Raw genomic sequence first — 18611 nt, 5'->3', positions numbered from 1 at the left:
ACCTGGCATCGGCAAACTGAACGGGTGGCTGGAAAACTGATCGTCTCGGTCTCGGGGATAGGTGAGCGCACCCTGTCCGGCGTCGAGGCATTCTGCGCGGAGATGGACGCCCGGTCGGTGCCGGTGTCGCTGCTGGTTGCTCCGCGGCTCAAGGGTGACTATCGGCTCGACCGGGACCCCCGAACCGTCGAGTGGCTGGTCGCCCGGCGTGCCGGCGGCGACGCCCTGGTATTGCACGGCTACGACGAAGCGGCAACCAAGAAAAGGCGCGGCGAATTTGCGACGCTGCTTGCTCACGAGGCCAACCTGCGGCTGATGGCCGCCGACCGGGTGCTCGAACACCTGGGCCTACGTACCCGGCTGTTCGCAGCGCCGGGCTGGGTGGTGTCCCCAGGTGTCGTCAAGGCGTTGCCGGAAAACGGTTTTCGGCTGCTTGCGGACTACCACGGGATCACCGACCTGGCCCGCAAGACAACCGTGCGGGCGCGAATACTGGGCATCGGTGAGAGCTTCCTGACCGAGCCGTGGTGGTGCCGGATGGTGGTGCTGTCGGCCGAACGAATCGCGCGGCGCGGCGGCGTGGTGCGCGTCGCCGTTTCGGCCCGGCAATTGTCCAAGTCCGGTCCGCGCCAGGCGATGCTGGATGCCATCGACCTGTCGATGATGCACGGCTGCACACCGACGGTGTATCAATGGCGGCCCAATAGGGCTGTGCTCGACGCCGCCTAGCTCTCGCCCAGCCGCATGGTCAGCCGCCATGAGCGGTGGCACTACCCTGTACCGACATGAGTGATGCTTCAGTAGGTTCGGGGCCCGTGTCGGACGGGTTTACGGCTGACGCGATCATCGTCGGAGCGGGCCTGGCCGGCCTGGTAGCCGCCTGCGAGTTGGCGGACCGCGGCTTGCACGTGCTGATCGTCGATCAGGAGAACAGCGCCAACCTGGGCGGGCAGGCGTACTGGTCGTTCGGCGGCCTGTTTTTCGTCGACAGCCCGGAGCAGCGCCGGCTGGGCATCCGCGACAGCCATGAGCTCGCATTGCAGGATTGGCTGGGGACGGCCGCTTTCGATCGGCCTGAGGACCATTGGCCGCAGCAATGGGCCCATGCCTATGTCGATTTCGCGGCGGGTGAGAAGCGCAGCTGGCTGCGGGCCCGTGGGCTGAAGATCTTCCCGCTGGTGGGCTGGGCCGAGCGTGGGGGTTACGACGCGCAGGGCCACGGCAACTCGGTCCCGAGGTTTCACATCACCTGGGGAACCGGACCGGCCCTGGTCGACATCTTCGCGCGTCAACTGCGGGACCGGCCGAACGTGCGATTCGCACACCGACATCAGGTTGACCGGCTGATCGTCGAAGCTGACGCGGTGACGGGCGTTCGGGGCACCGTATTGGAGCCGTCGGACGAACCGCGCGGCGCGCCGTCGTCACGAAAAGCGCTGGGCAAGTTCGAATTCCGCGCGTCGGCGGTGATCGTGGCCAGCGGCGGCATCGGCGGCAATCACGATCTGGTGCGCAAGAACTGGCCGAAGCGGATGGGCCGCGTCCCCAAGCAGCTGCTCAGTGGGGTGCCGGCGCACGTCGACGGCCGGATGATCGGCATCGCGCAAAAAGCGGGAGCGCGCGTGATCAACCCCGACCGTATGTGGCACTACACCGAGGGCATCACCAACTACGACCCGATTTGGCCCGATCATGGCATCCGGATCATTCCCGGCCCGTCCTCGCTGTGGCTGGACGCGGCGGGCAACCGGTTGCCGGTGCCGTTGTATCCCGGTTTCGACACGCTCGGCACCCTCGAGCACATCACCCAGTCCGGTTACGACTACACCTGGTTTGTGTTGAACGCCAAGATCATCGAGAAGGAATTCGCCCTGTCCGGTCAGGAGCAGAACCCCGACCTGACCGGGCAAAGCGTGCGTCAGCTACTGCGGTCGCGGGTCCGGTCCGGACCGCCGGGACCGGTGCAGGCCTTCATCGACCGGGGCGTGGATTTCGTCAGCGCCGAGTCGTTGCGTGAGTTGGTGGCCGCGATGAACGAGTTGCCCGAGGTGGATCCCCTGGATTACGAGACGGTGGAAGCCGCGGTCACGGCACGCGATCGTGAGGTGGCCAACAAGTTCACCAAAGACGGTCAGATCACCGCGATTCGCGCAGCCCGCAGCTACTGGGGCGACCGGTTGGGGCGGGTGGTGGCGCCGCACCGGTTGACCGATCCCAAGGCGGGCCCGCTGATTGCGGTCAAGTTGCACATTCTGACCCGAAAGACGTTGGGCGGCATAGAAACCGACTTGGACGCGCGGGTCCTCAAATCCGACGGCACCCACCTGACCGGGCTGTATGCGGCCGGCGAGGCCGCCGGATTCGGCGGGGGCGGCGTACACGGTTACCGGGCGCTGGAGGGCACTTTCCTAGGTGGTTGTATCTTCTCCGGCCGGGCCGCCGGCCGCGGAGTCGCCGCGGACATCACATAGCGGCGACCTTCAACAGGCCCTAGTCAAATCGCCCACACGCTCGGGCGATTTTGCGTCGTAGCTAGAAGGCGACCGCGATTTCCTCCGGCAACACCTGGAAATCGGTGTCGGTCAACTCGGTGAGCCGGCCGTAGTAGATGCTGCGCGCGTCGGGAGCGATGATCCCTTGGTGGATCGGCACCGCCCGAGCCGGTGCGACCGCACGCAGATAGTCCACAGCCTCGGAGATCTTCATCCACGGCGCGGCGGCCGGAGTCGCCAATACATCCACCGGCTCGTCGGGCACGAACAGCGCGTCGCCGGGGTGCATCAGCCTGGCGCGGCGGTCACGGTCATCAACCAGATATGAAATGTTCTCCACCACAGGAATGTCCGGGTGGATCACCGCATGGCGACCGCCCATGGCCCGGATGGTCAGCGCGCCGACCGACAGCTCGTCGCCGACGTGCACCGCCCGGCACGGCGCTCCCAGCTGCGCGGCGGTTTGCGGATCGGCATACAGCGCCGCATCCGGGTTGCCCTCGAGCAGCGCCGGCAGTCGCGCGGCGTCGACGTGATCGGGATGTTGGTGGGTGATCAGGATTGCCGCCAGGCCGGTGATCCCCTCGAAGCCGTGCGCGAAGGTACCGGGATCAAAAAGCAGGCTGGTGCGGCCGAACTCGGCGAGCAGGCAGGAATGCCCGAAATGCGTCAGTTGCATGTCCACGATTGTGCCCCCGAAGCGATCCGCACCGACGCGTGTCCCCGGGCACGCTCCCCATCGCAGCCGGACGGGCACGGCCAGAGGTGCCCTGTCCACACTCGCCTTGGTGGCCACGTGACGAGCGGCGGCTGGTGGTCGTCGAGGTTCGCCAAGATGGCGACTGCCGGGTAGCCGCGGACTCGCCGAGGGGCCTGGTGCCGGAATTCGGCCTGGCGCAATTGGTTTGCTGCATACGAATCCGGCACACGGTAGGGTCGGTTCATGCCAAGACTCGACGTTGTCTACAGTGCGGCGACGCACACCTGGCCAGAGCTGCGAGACAACGTGCTGCGGGCCGAAGCGGAAGGGTATGGCACCGCCTGGGTTTATGACCACATGTCGGGCGCGGTGCTATCGAGTCCCCGAATGTTGGAATGCTTCTCGCTGGCCGGCGCCTTGGCGGCAGTCACTTCCGCGATAGGCATCGGCACCCTGGTGGTGAATGCCGCCAACCGGCCCGCGGGGGTTACGGTCGCTGCGGCAGCCTCACTGCAAGAGATCAGCGGCGGACGCTTCATCTTCGGCCTTGGCGCCGGCGCCGCCCCAGGCAGTCCCTGGGCGAAAGAGCATGAGCTGCTCGACTTCCCGCTGCACCATTCGATGCGGGAGCGCCACGATCGCATGTGCGACGTGCTGGATCTTTGCGACGTTCTGTGGGACCCGCATCGAGCGGAAAAATGGGCAGGCTTTCCGTTGCCGTCGCCCCGGCCGCCGGTGCTGCTCGGGGTCAATAGCGTCGCCCTGGCCGCGATAGCCGGCGCCCGATGCGATGGTGTAAATGTGCGCCTTGATCACCCGCGGATCGGTCATTTCTTCGACGCGGCGCGTCGGGCCCGGGCCGCATCAGCCAATGCCGGTGCGCCCTTCGATATCAGCGCCACTACGCCAATGAGCGAAGCCGCCCTCGATCCGGACGGGCAGGCCCAACGCCGGCTGGCAGAGCTGGGTGGCCACCGGCTCATCCTGGTTTCCTGAACGGAATTGGCGCTTACTGATCGAGGCGCTGCCGTGCCTCGCGACGCTGGCCGGATTAGGGCGGGCCTTGGTCACGTATCGATGTGCATCTAGTATCACTGCGTTGATTTCGGCCACGCTATCGAAAAAATCGTCTCCGCGTATCGATGATCGGAGGTAACTGGCGTTTTAATTCGGTGACTCTACGTCAAGGCAGGTCGGACGTTATCTGCATCGACGTACCGGCCCCCTCGATTGAATCAACAACTTGCGCCCCTGCGCATCACATGGAAAGGAATCAGTGAGCAGGTTATGCCGTATACCATCAAACAAACATTCCGGGTTGAAATAGGCCATCGCACCTGGAGCCATCACATGCCCACCAGTAGAGGTGGCAGCGAGTTTTACACACCGGATTTGATAGCCAATAAATGTGCAAACCTTCACGGCCACACGATCTTTGTTTCCGTGACTCTGGTCGGGGACAGTCTTGACGAGCAGTATTTCCTCCTGGATACGGACCTGCTGGAACAGGCATTCCGGCCGATCCTGGACGAGTTCGACTTCGCTTTCGTGGTCGACCGGCACGACCCGCTCTATGAGGACATCGCCGCGGTGGTGCACAAGGGTGGGCTCAAGCTATGCACAGTGGATTTTTCGCCCACATTCGAAGGTCTGGTGCGGCACTTTTATGACCGCCTGCAGGCGGTCATCGCGGAAAAGGGGTTGGCCGACCAGCTCCGAATCAAGGAAATGAAGGTGCTCGGCGAACTGACGGTGGAGGCCACCTACAGCGGCGAATAGGTCTGCGCATCCGGGGCGGCAACCGGCGCCCGGTTGTTGTGGGCAGGAGAGCTTCTGTCGGACAAGGGTTTTCACCAAAGATGTGCAACAAGATTGTTGCCAGGGATCCCGCGTGCAGATCCTGGCGCGCGGATCCGCGGCGCCGCGGTAATGTGCGACAGCACAAGGCCACACGACTGGACAAGACCGCTTCTTGACAGTTCAGGGCAAGCGAAGGCGTGTCCACCAGTTCTACGGAGCTTTGTTCCAGACGGGGTGTCCCGGGGAATGAGTCCAACCTATTCATCGTCACGCCCATTCCATAACGCATCGACGCCGCCCGGATGCTGCCCACAGCTTGTCGGGGCCGTCTAAAGACTCAAGACGACTCCCGAAGCATTAGCGACCAATGTTCCCTGGACGCAAATCGCAAGTTAGCCGCGAAACATCAAACGAACTGCGCAGTTCCGGCTACGATGCCGCCTACTGATACGGACTGCATCGATGATGCCGGTCGCGGCTGCGAGGTGCCGGATGTCGCGCGTACTTGTAATGCCGCAGATCGTGGCGGCGGCGGCCGCCGACGTCGGGCGGATCGGCGCCTGCCTGCCCGCGGGAAACGCGGTAGCTGCGGCTATCAGACATTGGCGAAATAGGTCGCAGCGTTTCATCACGAGTTTGTGCAAGCCCTCAGCACCGGTACCGGCTCGTATGCCGTCGCAGCGGCCGCCAACGCGTCGCCGCTGCAGACGCTGCTGTCTCGCCCGCTTGTCGGCAACGGCGCTAACAGCCACCACGCCGGGCGGCAACGGCGCCGACGTTGATCGGTGGCGGCGGCGTTGGCGGTGCCGGTGACATTGGTCGCACTGGAGGTGTCCCCGCCAGCAACGGCGCCGACGTTGATCGGTGGCGGCAACGCCGGCACTGCCGGCACTGCCGACCGATCCGGCAAGAACGTTGCCGTCGGCATCGCGTGAGATTGAGCCGCGACCACCGGCGCCCGCATTGCCGCTGGGGCAGGCCAGCGGCATAGTTGTGCCCCGGACCCGCCAATATCAAGATCAAATATTCAACGGGTCAGCGCCGCACGGTCTATCGGCGGATCGAGGCAAAACCCAAATCAAGATCAAAATTTAACCGGTACACACCACGCGAGCCCATCGGTGGATTCAGCTAAACCACGAAGTCGATGGCCTCCTACACCATGTCGGTGGATTTGGCCGAAAGGCTTGGCCTTGCCTGGAAGTGGATCTAATATTCACTCCGTGACGCTGACGGGAGGTCGTCTCACAGCTCGACAATCCTAGCTACGTCTTAGCTTGCCCTCCGGAGGTGTCGAACCATGGGCCATACGATCGAGAAGACTTTTCGGTTCGATGCGGGCCATCGTTCTCTGGGCTTCAACTACAAAAAAGAAGAAACCATCCACGGCCATACCTGGGAGCTAAGACTCATCCTCGAATATGGGGACCAGTTGGATGATATGAAGACCGTTTTCGATACCAATGAGCTGGCCGTCATAGTCGAGCCGATAATAAGCGATCTAGACCATTCCTTCATTATCTGGGACCAAGACCCGATATACGACGACTTCCTCAAGGTCTGTGAGCTGGCAGACGTTGCGGACAAGGTGTATACGGTCGACTTCAACCCCACGATCGAGGGGCTCGTCGAGCACATCTTTGAAAGGGTGAACAGCCAGCTCAGGCTTTCGGGCTGCGTCTTGAGGCGGGTGGAACTCCAATGCGCGTCGACACTCAAAGCCAGCTACGGAGTCAATTAGCCAAGTCGTGCGTCCATCACAGCCAGGGAGTAGGCCATGCCGTATACGATCAAACAAACGATCCGTCTGGAAATGGGTCACCGCACCTGGACCCACGACATGCGCACCAGCAGAGGCGGCAGTGAACTTTACACTCCCGAATTAGTGGCCAACAAATGTGCCAACCTGCACGGACATACGATCTTTGTCTCGGTGACTCTCACCGGAGACAGTCTCGACGAGCAATACTTCCTCTTGGACACCGATCTGCTCGAGAATGCATTCCGGCCGATCCTCGACGAGGTCGACCACGCGTTCGTGGTGGACAGGAAGGACCCTCTGTATGAGGACATCGCCGCGGTGGCCCGCAAGGGCGGGCTCAAATTGTGCACGGTGGACTTTTCGCCCACCTTCGAAGCGCTGGTACGGCACTTCTACGACCGACTGCAATCGGTCATTCAGGAAAAGGGCTTGGCCGACCAGCTCCGAATCAAAGAAATGAAGGTTCTCGGCGAGCAGACGGTCGAGGCCACTTACTGCGGAGAGTAAGCCTCAGCGCGTCTGAGAAGCGGCGCGGCAGCTGCCGCCGGTAGAGTTGGGCCGAGCAATCGGATCTGAGGAGGAGCGCCGGTGGCGCGGGTGGTCGTGCATGTCATGCCCAAGGCGGAGATTCTCGATCCGCAGGGTCAGGCAATCGTCGGCGCGTTGGGCCGGCTCGGTCATGTCGGAATCTCGGATGTGCGGCAGGGCAAAAGGTTTGAGCTCGAGGTCGACGATTCCGTCGACGACTCCACGCTGGCCGAAATCGCCGAATCGCTGCTGGCGAACACGGTCATCGAGGACTGGACGATCAGCCGGGACCCACGGTGACAGCTCGGATCGGGGTCATCACGTTTCCCGGCACGCTCGACGACGTGGACGCCGCGCGCGCGGTACGGCAGGTGGGCGCCGAGGCGGTGATCCTCTGGCACGCGGACGCCGACCTCAAGGGAGTCGACGCGGTCGTGGTGCCCGGCGGCTTCTCCTACGGCGATTATCTGCGGGCGGGTGCGATCGCCAGTTTCGCACCGGTGATGGGCGAGGTGGTGGCCGCTGCCGCAGGCGGCATGCCGGTTTTGGGTATTTGCAACGGATTTCAGGTGCTCTGTGAGGCCGGGCTGCTGCCCGGCGCGCTCACCCGCAATGTGGGGTTGCACTTCGTCTGCCGTGACATGTGGCTGCGGGTCGCGTCGACGTCGACGGCCTGGACATCGCGTTTCGAACCGGACGCCGACGTGCTGGTGCCGCTGAAGTCTGGTGAGGGCCGTTATGTGGCACCCGAGGCGGTGCTGGACGAATTGGAAGGTGAGGGGCGGGTGGTGTTTCGGTACCACGACAACGTCAACGGCTCACTGCGGGACATTGCCGGCATCAGCTCGGCCAACGGTCGGGTGGTCGGGTTGATGCCTCACCCTGAACACGCGATCGAGGCATTGACCGGTCCGTCTGACGACGGTCTCGGCCTGTTTCATTCGGTGCTGGACGCGGTGCTGGTGGCCTGAGGCCGGCGCTCGTTAGCCCGAAGTTACGACGGCGCTGCACATGACACCGGAACCTGTTGGTGTGCAAGCTTATCCGGTCACAATGGCCTGGTGGTAGTTCGTGGATTGTGGCGATGACTAGGGCGAGGTCGTCGATTTGGGGTCGGCGGCGATGAGTGCGACGCGCGGTGCGCACGGATCCCCGGGCATGGCTCGGATACGTGCATCCGGTCGTGAACGGAAGGCATTGCGCGACAGACGAATCGCCTGATGGCTAGTCTGCGGTACTGACGTGGCTCATGTGATGACTGATGCCGTCGAGAACACATCCGGAACTGCGTCCCGGCCAACCGGCCCGTCACTGCCCACGCCTCGTGTCGCCGGTGCGCTCTGGAATTGGCGCCTTCGGCCGCTGCTATACACGTTGCGTTCAAATAGCCGACCCTGGTACTTGCCCTGGCCGTCGCGGTGCGCTGGCAACCGCTAAGCTTGGTATGCATTGGGATTGCCGAGCCATCGCTGCCGAATTCGTGACAGTGTTCCGTTTGCCTCCAGCGCAGCCTGCGCGGCGGTGATCCGCTGAAGAAGCTCGTGGTCTGCCTTGGGCACCGCAATCGCGATCCTTTCTACCGATATGCCCGTACGCTGGACGACCTCGACGCCTTGCACCGGCTTGACCAGCTCGGTCAGCACCGGCGCCAGCTTCATGAAGGCATCGCAGCCGCCGGTGGTCAAGTCGGTTACCGCCGAACGGACAGCGCCATAGTCGTAGACCCGCACGGCGGCGGCTCGGCCTTCGGCGACAAGGCGAGCCGCGATTGGCTGACTGGTGTTACCCTGCTGGACGCCGATTGTCAGTCCAGACAGGTCGTCAATGGAGTGCACGTTGGGCAGCCGGACGGTGTCGACGGCCAGTGATTGCCCCGAGATCAGGTATGGTGCAACGAATGCCGCTTGCTTCTCACGTTCGGGTGTCACAGTGGTTCCGGCTGCGACGCAGTCGTAGTCACCGCTATTGAGCCCACCGAAGATGCCGTTGAAGTCGGCGCCGTGGTACCGAATGAAGCTGACCTCAGAGCCGAGGGTTCTGGCAATCTCGGTCATCAGGTCGACGTCGAAACCGCCCCCCGCAGGCATGCCGTTGAAGGGCGGATCAGGAAACGCTGCTCCAACACGTAGCGTTCGCCCGTCGTCGACCGGCCCGCCCGCGACGTCGCATGCCGCTAATCCGGCGGCAGCCGCCACGGCCACGCCGGCAACCACAAGCTGTCGCCTCCGAATCGACACCAACGTATCTCCATACCCGTAACGACTTTGACTCGCGACCGTCGGCTGCACCGGCAGCTCCGTATCGGTCGACAACCTTGGCTAGCAGGATACGTCGTGTTCATGCCTGATCCAGATCTCTGTGGCTCTACGCGGATCGCCATGCTGCTGACCGCGTGGTCGACGTCATCGCTGAGGTTCGTTGGTGGCGTCAACCACACGTTCCACCGCGCGACGTCAGGACCGATTGGCAACTTCGCGAGTCTGACATTGACATGACAGGAACGTTCACCCCAGCGCGTTCGGCGACCGCGTTTCGGTCGACGCCGCTCATGTATAGTATATACCCGATAGGGGTATATGAGAGGTCGAGGCACGGTGCCAGCACAGTGGCTGGACGTAGTGCTGTGTTGGCCACCCGTATCTCGCCCGGGCACATCGGAAGCGAGGTCTCTTACTCGCTTGTCACGCAACTGCGAGATAGGTGAAAAACCCGATGGGGCGGTGATGATTGGAGCAACGATGATGACGGCCCTGCGACGTTCGAACCGGGCATTCCGTCAGGCGGTGACAGACGGCACTGGTGACACGTGGGTCACGCACCGCACCTACGGTCCTGCTGCCGGGCGTGGACTCAGCCTGCGGTGCACGGAGATTCGAACCTGCGGCCCTCGGCGGCATCAACGGAACGAGCGCGCATCATGACCGCCAGAACATGGCTCCACAACATCATCGTGCCGCACGACAACAAGCCCATCACCCGTCCGGTGTTGCTCGGTGTCGTGACGATGGCCAATCTGATGGGTATCGGTGTGGTGTTGCTGCTGGTGACCGTGGCGATCCCAGCACCCGATGTGTTCGATCCGCACGTCGTGTGGATTTCGGAAGAGGCCGTCCCACTCTATGTCGCCGCTTCCGTTGGGCTGGGGTGGATTTGGATCACTAAACGCATCCTTGACCAATTGCGTTGGAAAAGCGACGATCGGCCGCTGACGGCCGCGGATCAACGCAACGCCTTCCTGGCACCATGGCGGCTGGCGTTGGTTCCGACAGTGCTGTGGACGATCGGCGCCGTCTTGTTCGCGCTGCTCTACGGAAGCGTGAGCTCCGGCTACATCCCGAAGCTCGTGTTCGGCTTTAGCTTCAGCGGCATCTTGTTGTCGGTGAGCTGCTACTTCTTCGCCGAGTTGATGCTTCGGCCCGCGGCTGCCGTCGCCCTGGAAGCGGGGCCACCGGCGCGGCGGCTTTCCCCCGGCGTGATGGGCCGTGCCACAGCATCGTGGCTGTTCGGCTCGGGTGTCCCGTTGATCGCCATCATCCTGGCGGTGGCATTCGCGCTGTTGGAAAGAAACATGAACGTCACCGAACTCGGCGCGGTGGTGCTATTGCTGACGATGGCAGCCTTCGTCTTCGGGTTGGCGTCGAACCTTATCGCCGCGTGGCTCACCGCAACGTCGGTGCGAGATGTGCATTCCGCATTGCAACGCGTGGAAGCCGGCGACCTCGAATGCCAGCTGGAGGTGTTCGACGGCACCGAACTCGGCGAGCTGCAGCGCGGGTTCAATGCAATGGTCGAGGGACTGCGGCAACGCGAGCGCATCCGCGATCTGTTCGGCCGCCATGTCGGACGCGACGTCGCGGCCGCCGCCGAAGGACAACAAATCGAACTCGGTGGCGAAGAACGCCATGTGGCGGTACTTTTCGTCGACATTATCGGCTCCACCCGCTTGGTGACCGCCCGGCCTGCGGCCGAGGTTGTCCGACTGCTCAACTGTTTCTTCGCCGTCATTGTGGAGGAAGTCGACCGCCGCCACGGACTGATAAACAAGTTCCAGGGCGACGGTACTTTGGTGGTCTTTGGCGCACCGGCACGTGTCTGTTCACCAGAAACCGACGCTCTGGCCACCGCACGGGCCATTGCACACCGGCTCGCCGCCGAGGTTCCCGAATGCCAGGCCGGTATCGGCGTCGCCGCCGGAATAGTCTTGGCGGGCAACGTGGGTGCTTACGAACGATTCGAATACACCGTCATCGGCGAGCCAGTGAACATCGCTGCTCGGCTGTGTGAGTTGGCCAAATCGGAGCCGCACGGCATCCTTGCTTCAGCCGAGATTGTGCAGGCCAGTGACGCCGGTGAACAGACGATGTGGGAGCTGGGCAGACAAGTAGTGCTGCGCGGACACGGCAAGCGGACTCGACTGGCCAAGCCAAGACAAGCGCCGCGTGTGCGGATGACAGCACTTTGTACGCGAGCCAACCGAAAACAGACGAATCACCGTAATAATTAACAAGTTTCAGCGACCTACGAGCCTCACCCGGCATTGAGCAGCAACGGCGCTGTGGGTTGCGGCGACCCGGAAACCGGGGTCAACTCGCCGAACAGATCCACCGCGGCGTCGAGGGCGCGGTCGATGGCATCTGCGAACTCGTTGAACCGGACGAGACCTGGAATGCGTTGGGAATTGCAGGCGGTCACACCGACGCGTTGCGGATCTGAAGACCCGTGCACGATTGCGGTCACTGCATGATTCCGGGTGTTCCACCGGTCTGCGAACCGGGCCAGCCGAGCGTGGTCGGCGGCGGGGAAAAAGTATGCGGGAGCGACCCGAATGGTGAACACGTCCGGATGCGGGAGCGAGATCTCCAGATGGACGTGCAATCTCCGCGGGTAAGCGTTTGCAACGAAGAAGAACTCACCGTCGTGCCGGCCGCGGAAGTACCGCTTTCCGCGGGTGCGTAAGTAGTGTTCGACCAGGTTCGTGGACAGTGGCTCACCCAGTGGCGAAGTCGTCATGGACTCATGCTGGCGGCGGTACCTTGGTTGCTGCTGGGAGACGAGGTAGCCGGATACGAAGAATCTGTTGAGAATTCGCTGAGTGAACATCTCGAACCCGGCGACCGACGCGCCACCGCTTCCCACCGAGGGCCGGCCCACAGTTCATCGTCATCGGCGACTCGAGCGTGAAAGTCAGTGGACTCCAAGGCATTCAACACTACTCGTGCGACCTGTACGTACCATTGGGCGACGTCGGCGGGGTAATCCGCATAGCTGCCGTTTTCCCGCAGGATGGGACCCTCCACCGTCGTAATGTCGGTGATGCCGTCGAAATCGCGCCGGTAGGGTTTGCCCAGCCGCGCCGCCGTCGTCGCGTCGATGGTGGCGTCCAGCTTGACCCATCGGTTGCCGAGATAGGCTTCGCCGAGGGAGTGCCACGGCAACGGCCTGCCGGATTTGCCTCCCCACAGGGCACGGACCTCCGGGGAGAGAAACTCCTTGTCCGGCGAGCCCACCGTCTGGAAAGCGATGCGGGCCGGCACGCCCGCCGCTCGGCACAGGGCGACGAACGCGCTCGCCTTTCCCATGCAAAACGCGACGCCATGCCGGAGCACGTCGCTGGCCCGATGTTCGCCCCGGGCGAGGTAGCGGAATGCGGCAAGGATGTCGTAGGGCAGATCACGCACGTAGCGATAGATGCGTCCAACGCGCTCGATATCGGATGCGGCGCCGGGCACCAGCGCAGTTGCCGTCGCCCGGACCAGCGGATGGTCGGCATCGATGTAGTCGGTCGACACCAGGAACCGCCCCATATCGCGGGCAACAGTCATGAAGCCGTGACCCCCGATTTGAGCAGCGGGATGATGTCGCAACCGATGAGGTGCAGGTAGTCGGACTCGACCACCCGCGGAACCGTGAACAGGAAGTGGGTGACCCCGCCGTCCAGGTACTCGCGGATGCGCTCCGCGCAGTGATCCGGGTGCCCGACGATGAGGCCGGACTCCGGAATAGAGGCGAACTCCAAGCGAATTCGCGCCTCGCCCGCAGCGGAATCGGTCGGCGCCAGCAGCACCGTCACCGATAGCTGCAGACTGGCCGGGTCACGGCCGGCCGACTCGCAGGCCCGGGTCAGGAAACCCCGGCGTTGGGCCACCTGCTGCGGTGACCACCACCGCACGTTCAGACCTTGCGCCAGCTTCGCCGCGATGCGGTGCACGCGGTCCCCTTCACCCCCGATCCACAACGGCGGGTGGGGCCGCTGGATGGGAGGCGGATCGCAGATCGCGCCGTTCAACGTGTAGAACCGGCCGGCAAAGGTGGGGTTCGGCTCGGTCCAGACCGTCCGGATCACCTCCAGGGCTTCGGCCAGTGCCGAGACTCGGTCACCCACGGGCGGAAACGGAATGCCGTAGGCCTCGAACTCGCGCTGAAACCAGCCTGCGCCCAACCCCAGATCGAGGCGTCCCTCGGAGATCACGTCGAGGGTGGCGGCCATTTTGGCCAGCACCGAGGGATGGCGATACGAGTTGCACAGCACACTGGTGCCCAGGCGCAGCCGGGTGGTGTCGCGCGCCAGCGCGGTCAACGCCGTCCAGCCTTCCAGCAGGGGCAGCGTTGTTGGCCGTGCGTCCCGGCCGGCTTCACCGGATTGGCCGCCGATGCCGGCGTCCTTGACGTAGTCGTCCGGGCTGACGGTCAGGAAATGATCGCAGAGCCAAATGGAATCGAATCCGTAACGCTCTGCGGCGTGCGAGACGGTGACCATATCGGGGTACCTGCTGACCGCCAGCCCGTTGACGGTCAACGCTAAAACGAGCCCCAGGTGAGGATCCCGCGATCCGGCAATGTTCATGTGAATTCCGACCTTTCGATGATTCCGGCGCCTGGCTCGGGCAGCGTTCGCGGCAGTGTGACGGAAAACTGGTACCGATCGGGGCGGTAGTGGAACACCACCACCTCGAGCGCTTTGCCGTCTTCGCCGTAGCTGGTGCGGTCGAGCACTAGCACCGGTGCGCCCACCGGCAGCTCCAACGCCGCGGCCACTTCGGCGGATGCGGCGGCCGCCGATATGTCGTGGGTGGCCTTGGCAATCCGGATGCCCAGTCGTCGTTCCCACATCGTGTACGTGGTTTCGGTATCGAGGGCACCGGATAGCAGTGGTTCCACAGCATCGCCCACACTCGGCGGTAGGTAGGCGGTGACCAGCGCCAGGGGTTCGTCGCCCGCACTGAAGCGCCGGCGAATACACAAGACCTCCGGCAATGCCAGTGCCGCGGCCATCGGTTGCGGTGGCGGGCACACGCTTTGGGACAACACCTCCACCCGCGGGGTGACACCGGAGCTCAGCAGCACCTCGGTGATCGTGCGCACCCCCGAACCGAGTTCTTGCCTGACCGGATCGGAGACGAAGGTGCCCAGTCCCTGCCGACGCACCAGCCACCCCTGACGTTCGAGGATCCCCACCGCGGACCGCACCGTCACCCGGCTCAGCCCCGACTTATCGATCAGCTCCCGTTCGCTGGGCAGCCGCCCACCGCTGGGCAGCCGCTGTTTGATGATCTGCGTCTTGAGTGCCTCGGCAAGCTGAGCGCTCGCCGGCACACTGCCGCGCGATATCCGGAACTCGGCGGCATCCAGGTCCAGCTTGACACTCGTCATAGGACGTATTAAAACGTCTTATTACGTCGGCCGTCAAGGGCTGACGGCACACCCTGTCCGGAAGGTCGTCACATGTCGTCGTCAATCGCGGTCATCGCCCGGTTCACCCCCCGCCCGGAATCGAGGGACGCGCTGCGTGCCCTGCTGGCCGGGATGACCGGGCCCACCCGCGCTGAAGACGGGTGCCGAGCCTATGACCTCTACGAGAGCGCCGACGGCGCCGAGCTGGTGCTGTTCGAGCGTTATCGCGACCGCAGCGCGCTCGACGAGCACCGGGGCTCCGCGCATTACCGGAGTTACCGCGAACAGCTGCCAGCCCTGCTGAGTGAGCCGATCGCGGTCACCGTGCTCAGCCCACTCGACGAGGCGGCCGGTTCAGAGCGGATACAGCCCCGGTAGGTTGACCACGATCGGCTCCTGGGTGCTGCGCGCGATGACCACCTCCGCGGGCGTGGTCGGGTCCGGGTTCTCTTCCCGGTGCGGCAGATACGGCGGGATGAAGATGTAATCACCGGGTTGGGCCGAGATGCGCACTTCCTGGACGCCATCGTGAAACACGAACTCGGGGTGGCCACTTCGTACATAGATTGCGGTTTCGGAGTCACCGTGATGATGGTTGACCGACGCCGTCTCGGGCGAGACGTGCGTCTCGCCCATCCACAGCTTCTCGGCGCCGACGGAACGCCCGCTGAGCGCGGCAAATCGCCGCATCCCCTCCGATTGTGCTGTGTCGGAACTGATTTCGGACGATCTGACGTGGTGCACCCGGTTGCGTGCGGCCACGCTCGGCGTTGCGCCGCTGGGGAATTCCGGGTGAAATGCGTCCGAGGTCACCATGAGCACTCCCCTCCCAGTTCATTCTCGACCACCGCGGCGCGCCGACCCGACAACCTGCAGCGGTCCGCGGCATTCTGCCCGGCCGGGCCGGCGCCGAGCACCACATCGCCGTGGGAATCGTCAGGCATCTCCCAGTCCTTTCGCCGGTTCTTGTCGACGCTACGCCTCCAGCAGCCGCACTGGTCGCGAGTTGACGCCAGATCGGCACGCGGGCAACAGGTTTGCAGATTTGCTGATTATCGCCGCGCGACGAGACTAAGTTTGGTGGATCCGCTCCTGGCGAGTAGAGGAGTCATGATGTCGCCAAATTTTGCGTTGTTGCCGCCGGAAGTCAATTCGGCGCTGATGTTCGCCGGCGCGGGCCCGGCGCCGTTGCTGACGGCGGCGGGTGCCTGGGATGCGCTGGCCGAGGAGCTGAGTCTGTCGGCGGCCTCGTTTTCTGCGGTGACGGCGGGCCTGACCGCCGGATCGTGGCAGGGTCCGGCGGCGGCGGCGATGGCGGCCGCGGCGGCCCCGTATGCGGCGTGGCTTGACGCAACAGCGGCGCAGGCCGCCGGGGTGGCAGGTGGAGCCCGGGCGGTCGCCGGGGTGTTCGAGGCGGCGCAGGCCGCCGTCGTCCACCCCGCGGCGGTGGCGGCCAATCGCTCTCGGGTGGTGTCGCTGGTGTTGTCGAACCTGTTCGGGCAGAATTTCCCGGCGATTGCGGCCTTCGAAGGCGTCTATGAGGAGATGTGGGCCCAGGATGTGGGCGTGATGGCCGGCTACCACGCCGGTGCCTCGGCGGCGGCGGCGCAGCTGACGTCCTGGCAGCAGTCGCTGTCCAGCGCACTGGGCATCTCCTTGCCGCAGAACATCGGCGTCGGCAACAACGGGAGCGGCAACGTGGGCAATGGAAACCACGGTGACGACAACGTGGGCAATGGAAACATCGGCAATTCCAATGTGGGCAGCGGCAACACCGGTAGCTCCAACCTGGGCAGCGGCAATACCGGCAGTTCCAACCTGGGTGCTGGCAATCGCGGTGACAGCAACGTGGGCGGCGGCAACTCGGGCACCGGGAATGTCGGCGGGGGCAATAACGGCAGCCAGAACGTCGGCTTCGGCAATGACGGCAAAGGCAATGTCGGCGGGGGCAACAAGGGCGATGGGAACGTGGGCTTCGGCAATGTGGGTCCGACCAACACTCCCGCGCACAACAACATCGGTAGTGGAAACACGGGCAGCTTCAACCGGGGTTCGGGCAATACCGGGGATTCCAACTGGGGCTTCGGCAACACCGGAAATGGCAATATCGGCTTCGGCAACACCGGGAACGGCAACATCGGCTTCGGGCTCACCGGCGACAATCAGGTCGGAATTGGTGGGCTCAACACGGGCAGCGGCAACATCGGGTTCGGCAATTCGGGCACCGGAAACATCGGCTTCTTCAACTCCGGCACCAACAACGTCGGCTTCTTCAATTCGGGCTTTGCCAACGTCGGCTTTGAAATATCGGGGACAAACAATACCGGCTTTCAAACCACGGGCGGCACCGTCACCGGTTTCTGGAATACCGGGCTGCAAGATACCGGCTTCGGCAACACCGCCGGGGAGGCCACGGGTGCGTTCAACTCCGGCCGGTACGCCACGGGCTTCTTCAACTCGGCGAACGAGAATACGGGCATGTTCAACTCGGGCCTGGGGAACACCGGCTTTTTCAACTCGGGTGAGCGCAACACCGGCTTCTTCAATGCCGGCGCCACAAACACCGGGTTCGGTAATTCGGGCAATATCAACACCGGTGGTTTCAATTCCGGCAATCTGAACACGGCCATCGGGCAGGTGGGCGACGGGCCCGGCCAGAGTTCCGGCTTCGGAAATCTGGGCACCGGCACCTCGGGCTTTTTCAACCAGGGCGACGATACCTCAGGCTTCACCAACGCCGCGGAGCAGTCGTCTGGTGGGCGTAACTTGGGGCCGTTGGGTTCGGGCTTCAACAACTTCGGCTTCGGCGGCTCGGGCTTCTATAACTCAAGCGATAGAGGTTCGGGCTTCTTCAATGGCGTCAACAATGGCGTGGGATTCCAGAACTCGGGCTTCTTCAACATCGGTATCCGCAACTCGGGCGTCGGAAACATCAGTGAATTCCCCGGCACCGATAGTGGGCACTCGGGCTTCTTCCACCGCTGAGCCGGCCGGGTCATCGGCGGCGCGGATCTTGTCCGGGGCGAGCAGGAGCTAATACCAGCCCGGCTCTTTGACCGGGAACATGCCGGGGTCGAAATCCAGCTTCGATCTGGCGACTGCACCAAGTTCGCCCAGCAGCCTGATCAGTTCGTCGCGGCCGTCGTCACCGAGGCGTTTGCGGATCGCCCGGTCCAGGGCAGCCGCTTTGCGCAGCCGCGCCGTGACGTACTCGATGGCCTTCGGCGCCAGCTCGACTACCTTCTCGCGCTGGTCGGTGGTTGACGGCGTGACGTGCACGTAGCCGCGGCGGCGCAAGTCGGCGACGACCTTGCTGGCTGCCTGGCGACTGACGCTGAACTGCCGGCCCATCTGGGAGATCGTCATGGGCTCCGGCTGGGAATACAGGGCGAAGACGTAGATCATCGGGAACTGCAGATCCGGAAAACCCGCGGCCTCCATCTCGACATCAATTCGCCGGGAATAGCTCCACCAGGCAATCCGCAGCGCTAGGCCGAGTTCTGTCTGCGGTGCTCGGGTGCTGGGTCTGGCCGCCACGTTCGACAGCATAGGCGATGGGCTTTGCCGACGGCCGTCGTCACACGCGGTGGAGCCACTGCGGCGGCCCGGATGTGGCCGGCCGACGCGACGGCGGCCAACCGCACCCGCGACTTCTCGG

Annotated in this window: 22 protein-coding genes; 13 read left to right on the top strand and 9 right to left on the bottom strand. The window is 63.9% G+C overall.

What is annotated here, in order from left to right; genetic code table 11:
* Positions 1-24 precede the first annotated feature (24 nt).
* The gene (locus tag AWC07_RS25515; protein WP_036411047.1) at positions 25-729 is read left to right on the top strand and encodes a DUF2334 domain-containing protein; all 705 of its coding nucleotides are present in this window, start codon (positions 25-27) and stop codon (positions 727-729) included.
* Positions 730-764: 35 nt separating this feature from the next.
* Positions 765-2471: an FAD-binding dehydrogenase gene (locus AWC07_RS25510; RefSeq protein WP_139829880.1), complete on the top strand. Its 1707-nt coding sequence runs from the start codon at positions 765-767 to the stop codon at positions 2469-2471.
* A 61-nt stretch (positions 2472-2532) separates the two neighbouring features.
* Here the strand turns inward: AWC07_RS25510 and AWC07_RS25505 are convergent, their stop codons facing one another.
* Complete coding sequence (locus AWC07_RS25505) at positions 2533-3171, bottom strand: MBL fold metallo-hydrolase (RefSeq protein ID WP_036411068.1); 639 nt, start codon at positions 3169-3171, stop codon at positions 2533-2535.
* 264 nt (positions 3172-3435) lie between these two features.
* Here AWC07_RS25505 and AWC07_RS25500 point away from each other — a divergent pair, with 264 nt between their 5' ends.
* The 8 genes from AWC07_RS25500 (at position 3436) to purQ (ending at position 8253) form a co-directional block, all read left to right on the top strand.
* Entirely contained in the window at positions 3436-4188 is a 753-nt protein-coding gene (locus AWC07_RS25500; RefSeq protein ID WP_036411049.1) for an LLM class flavin-dependent oxidoreductase, read from the top strand.
* A gap of 291 nt (positions 4189-4479) precedes the next feature.
* Positions 4480-4971, top strand: coding sequence for a 6-pyruvoyl trahydropterin synthase family protein (locus AWC07_RS25495; RefSeq protein ID WP_085105281.1), 492 nt, complete (start codon positions 4480-4482; stop codon positions 4969-4971).
* A 659-nt stretch (positions 4972-5630) separates the two neighbouring features.
* Positions 5631-5774 (top strand): hypothetical protein, encoded by a 144-nt coding sequence (locus AWC07_RS29940; RefSeq protein ID WP_425271276.1) that lies wholly within the window; start codon positions 5631-5633, stop codon positions 5772-5774.
* Between the two features lie 3 nt (positions 5775-5777).
* Positions 5778-5927, top strand: a complete 150-nt coding sequence (locus AWC07_RS27860; protein WP_167380137.1) for a hypothetical protein — start codon at positions 5778-5780, stop codon at positions 5925-5927.
* A gap of 365 nt (positions 5928-6292) precedes the next feature.
* A complete protein-coding gene (locus AWC07_RS25485; RefSeq protein ID WP_036411051.1) occupies positions 6293-6733 on the top strand; it encodes a 6-pyruvoyl trahydropterin synthase family protein in 441 nt (146 codons plus the stop codon).
* A gap of 36 nt (positions 6734-6769) precedes the next feature.
* Entirely contained in the window at positions 6770-7261 is a 492-nt protein-coding gene (locus AWC07_RS25480; RefSeq protein ID WP_036411052.1) for a 6-pyruvoyl trahydropterin synthase family protein, read from the top strand.
* 81 nt (positions 7262-7342) lie between these two features.
* Complete coding sequence (purS, locus tag AWC07_RS25475; RefSeq protein ID WP_036411054.1) at positions 7343-7582, top strand: phosphoribosylformylglycinamidine synthase subunit PurS; 240 nt, start codon at positions 7343-7345, stop codon at positions 7580-7582.
* Complete coding sequence (purQ, locus tag AWC07_RS25470; RefSeq protein WP_036412864.1) at positions 7579-8253, top strand: phosphoribosylformylglycinamidine synthase subunit PurQ; 675 nt, start codon at positions 7579-7581, stop codon at positions 8251-8253. Before purS ends, purQ begins: the two co-directional genes overlap by 4 nt.
* A gap of 462 nt (positions 8254-8715) precedes the next feature.
* Here purQ and AWC07_RS25465 read toward each other — a convergent pair whose 3' ends face one another.
* Complete coding sequence (locus AWC07_RS25465; protein ID WP_279628917.1) at positions 8716-9477, bottom strand: ABC transporter substrate-binding protein; 762 nt, start codon at positions 9475-9477, stop codon at positions 8716-8718.
* 722 nt (positions 9478-10199) lie between these two features.
* On the opposite strand from AWC07_RS25465, the gene AWC07_RS25460 reads away from it, so the two are divergent.
* Positions 10200-11786 carry an adenylate/guanylate cyclase domain-containing protein gene (locus AWC07_RS25460; protein ID WP_084293500.1) on the top strand — a complete coding sequence of 529 codons (1587 nt, stop codon included), beginning with the start codon at positions 10200-10202 and terminating at the stop codon, positions 11784-11786.
* 23 nt (positions 11787-11809) lie between these two features.
* On the opposite strand, the gene AWC07_RS25455 is transcribed toward AWC07_RS25460, so the two are convergent.
* From AWC07_RS25455 to AWC07_RS25440, 4 genes are read right to left on the bottom strand one after another with little or no spacing between them, the layout of a single operon-like run.
* A complete protein-coding gene (locus AWC07_RS25455) occupies positions 11810-12292 on the bottom strand; it encodes a hypothetical protein (RefSeq protein ID WP_036412862.1) in 483 nt (160 codons plus the stop codon).
* On the bottom strand, positions 12289-13104 hold the full coding sequence (locus AWC07_RS25450) for a transglutaminase-like domain-containing protein (protein WP_084293499.1): 816 nt from the start codon (positions 13102-13104) through the stop codon (positions 12289-12291). Before AWC07_RS25450 ends, AWC07_RS25455 begins: the two co-directional genes overlap by 4 nt.
* Positions 13101-14126, bottom strand: a complete 1026-nt coding sequence (locus AWC07_RS25445) for a TIGR03619 family F420-dependent LLM class oxidoreductase (RefSeq protein ID WP_036412860.1) — start codon at positions 14124-14126, stop codon at positions 13101-13103. The genes AWC07_RS25450 and AWC07_RS25445 overlap by 4 nt, the downstream gene beginning before the upstream one ends.
* Positions 14123-14932, bottom strand: a complete 810-nt coding sequence (locus tag AWC07_RS25440; RefSeq protein ID WP_036412858.1) for an Rv0792c family HTH-type transcriptional regulator — start codon at positions 14930-14932, stop codon at positions 14123-14125. The genes AWC07_RS25445 and AWC07_RS25440 overlap by 4 nt, the downstream gene beginning before the upstream one ends.
* Before the next feature lie 72 nt (positions 14933-15004).
* Here AWC07_RS25440 and AWC07_RS25435 point away from each other — a divergent pair, with 72 nt between their 5' ends.
* Positions 15005-15331: a putative quinol monooxygenase gene (locus AWC07_RS25435; RefSeq protein WP_036412856.1), complete on the top strand. Its 327-nt coding sequence runs from the start codon at positions 15005-15007 to the stop codon at positions 15329-15331.
* Here the strand turns inward: AWC07_RS25435 and AWC07_RS25430 are convergent.
* Together AWC07_RS25430 and AWC07_RS29190 are read right to left on the bottom strand one after the other, a co-directional pair.
* Positions 15308-15769 (bottom strand): cupin domain-containing protein, encoded by a 462-nt coding sequence (locus tag AWC07_RS25430; RefSeq protein WP_036412854.1) that lies wholly within the window; start codon positions 15767-15769, stop codon positions 15308-15310. The two genes, AWC07_RS25435 and AWC07_RS25430, sit on opposite strands and share 24 nt — an antisense overlap.
* A complete protein-coding gene (locus AWC07_RS29190) occupies positions 15763-15897 on the bottom strand; it encodes a hypothetical protein (protein WP_425271275.1) in 135 nt (44 codons plus the stop codon). The genes AWC07_RS25430 and AWC07_RS29190 overlap by 7 nt, the downstream gene beginning before the upstream one ends.
* A 169-nt stretch (positions 15898-16066) precedes the next feature.
* Here AWC07_RS29190 and AWC07_RS25420 point away from each other — a divergent pair, with 169 nt between their 5' ends.
* The gene (locus AWC07_RS25420; protein ID WP_051507966.1) at positions 16067-17938 is read left to right on the top strand and encodes a PPE family protein; all 1872 of its coding nucleotides are present in this window, start codon (positions 16067-16069) and stop codon (positions 17936-17938) included.
* 48 nt (positions 17939-17986) lie between these two features.
* Here AWC07_RS25420 and AWC07_RS25415 read toward each other — a convergent pair whose 3' ends face one another.
* Positions 17987-18490: a MarR family winged helix-turn-helix transcriptional regulator gene (locus AWC07_RS25415; RefSeq protein ID WP_244187704.1), complete on the bottom strand. Its 504-nt coding sequence runs from the start codon at positions 18488-18490 to the stop codon at positions 17987-17989.
* Positions 18491-18611 lie beyond the last annotated feature (121 nt).

The organism is Mycobacterium gastri (assembly GCF_002102175.1).
GTDB lineage: Bacteria > Actinomycetota > Actinomycetes > Mycobacteriales > Mycobacteriaceae > Mycobacterium > Mycobacterium gastri.
Note: the sequence above shows the minus strand (reverse complement) of the source record. Positions and strands in the feature narration are given on the sequence as shown.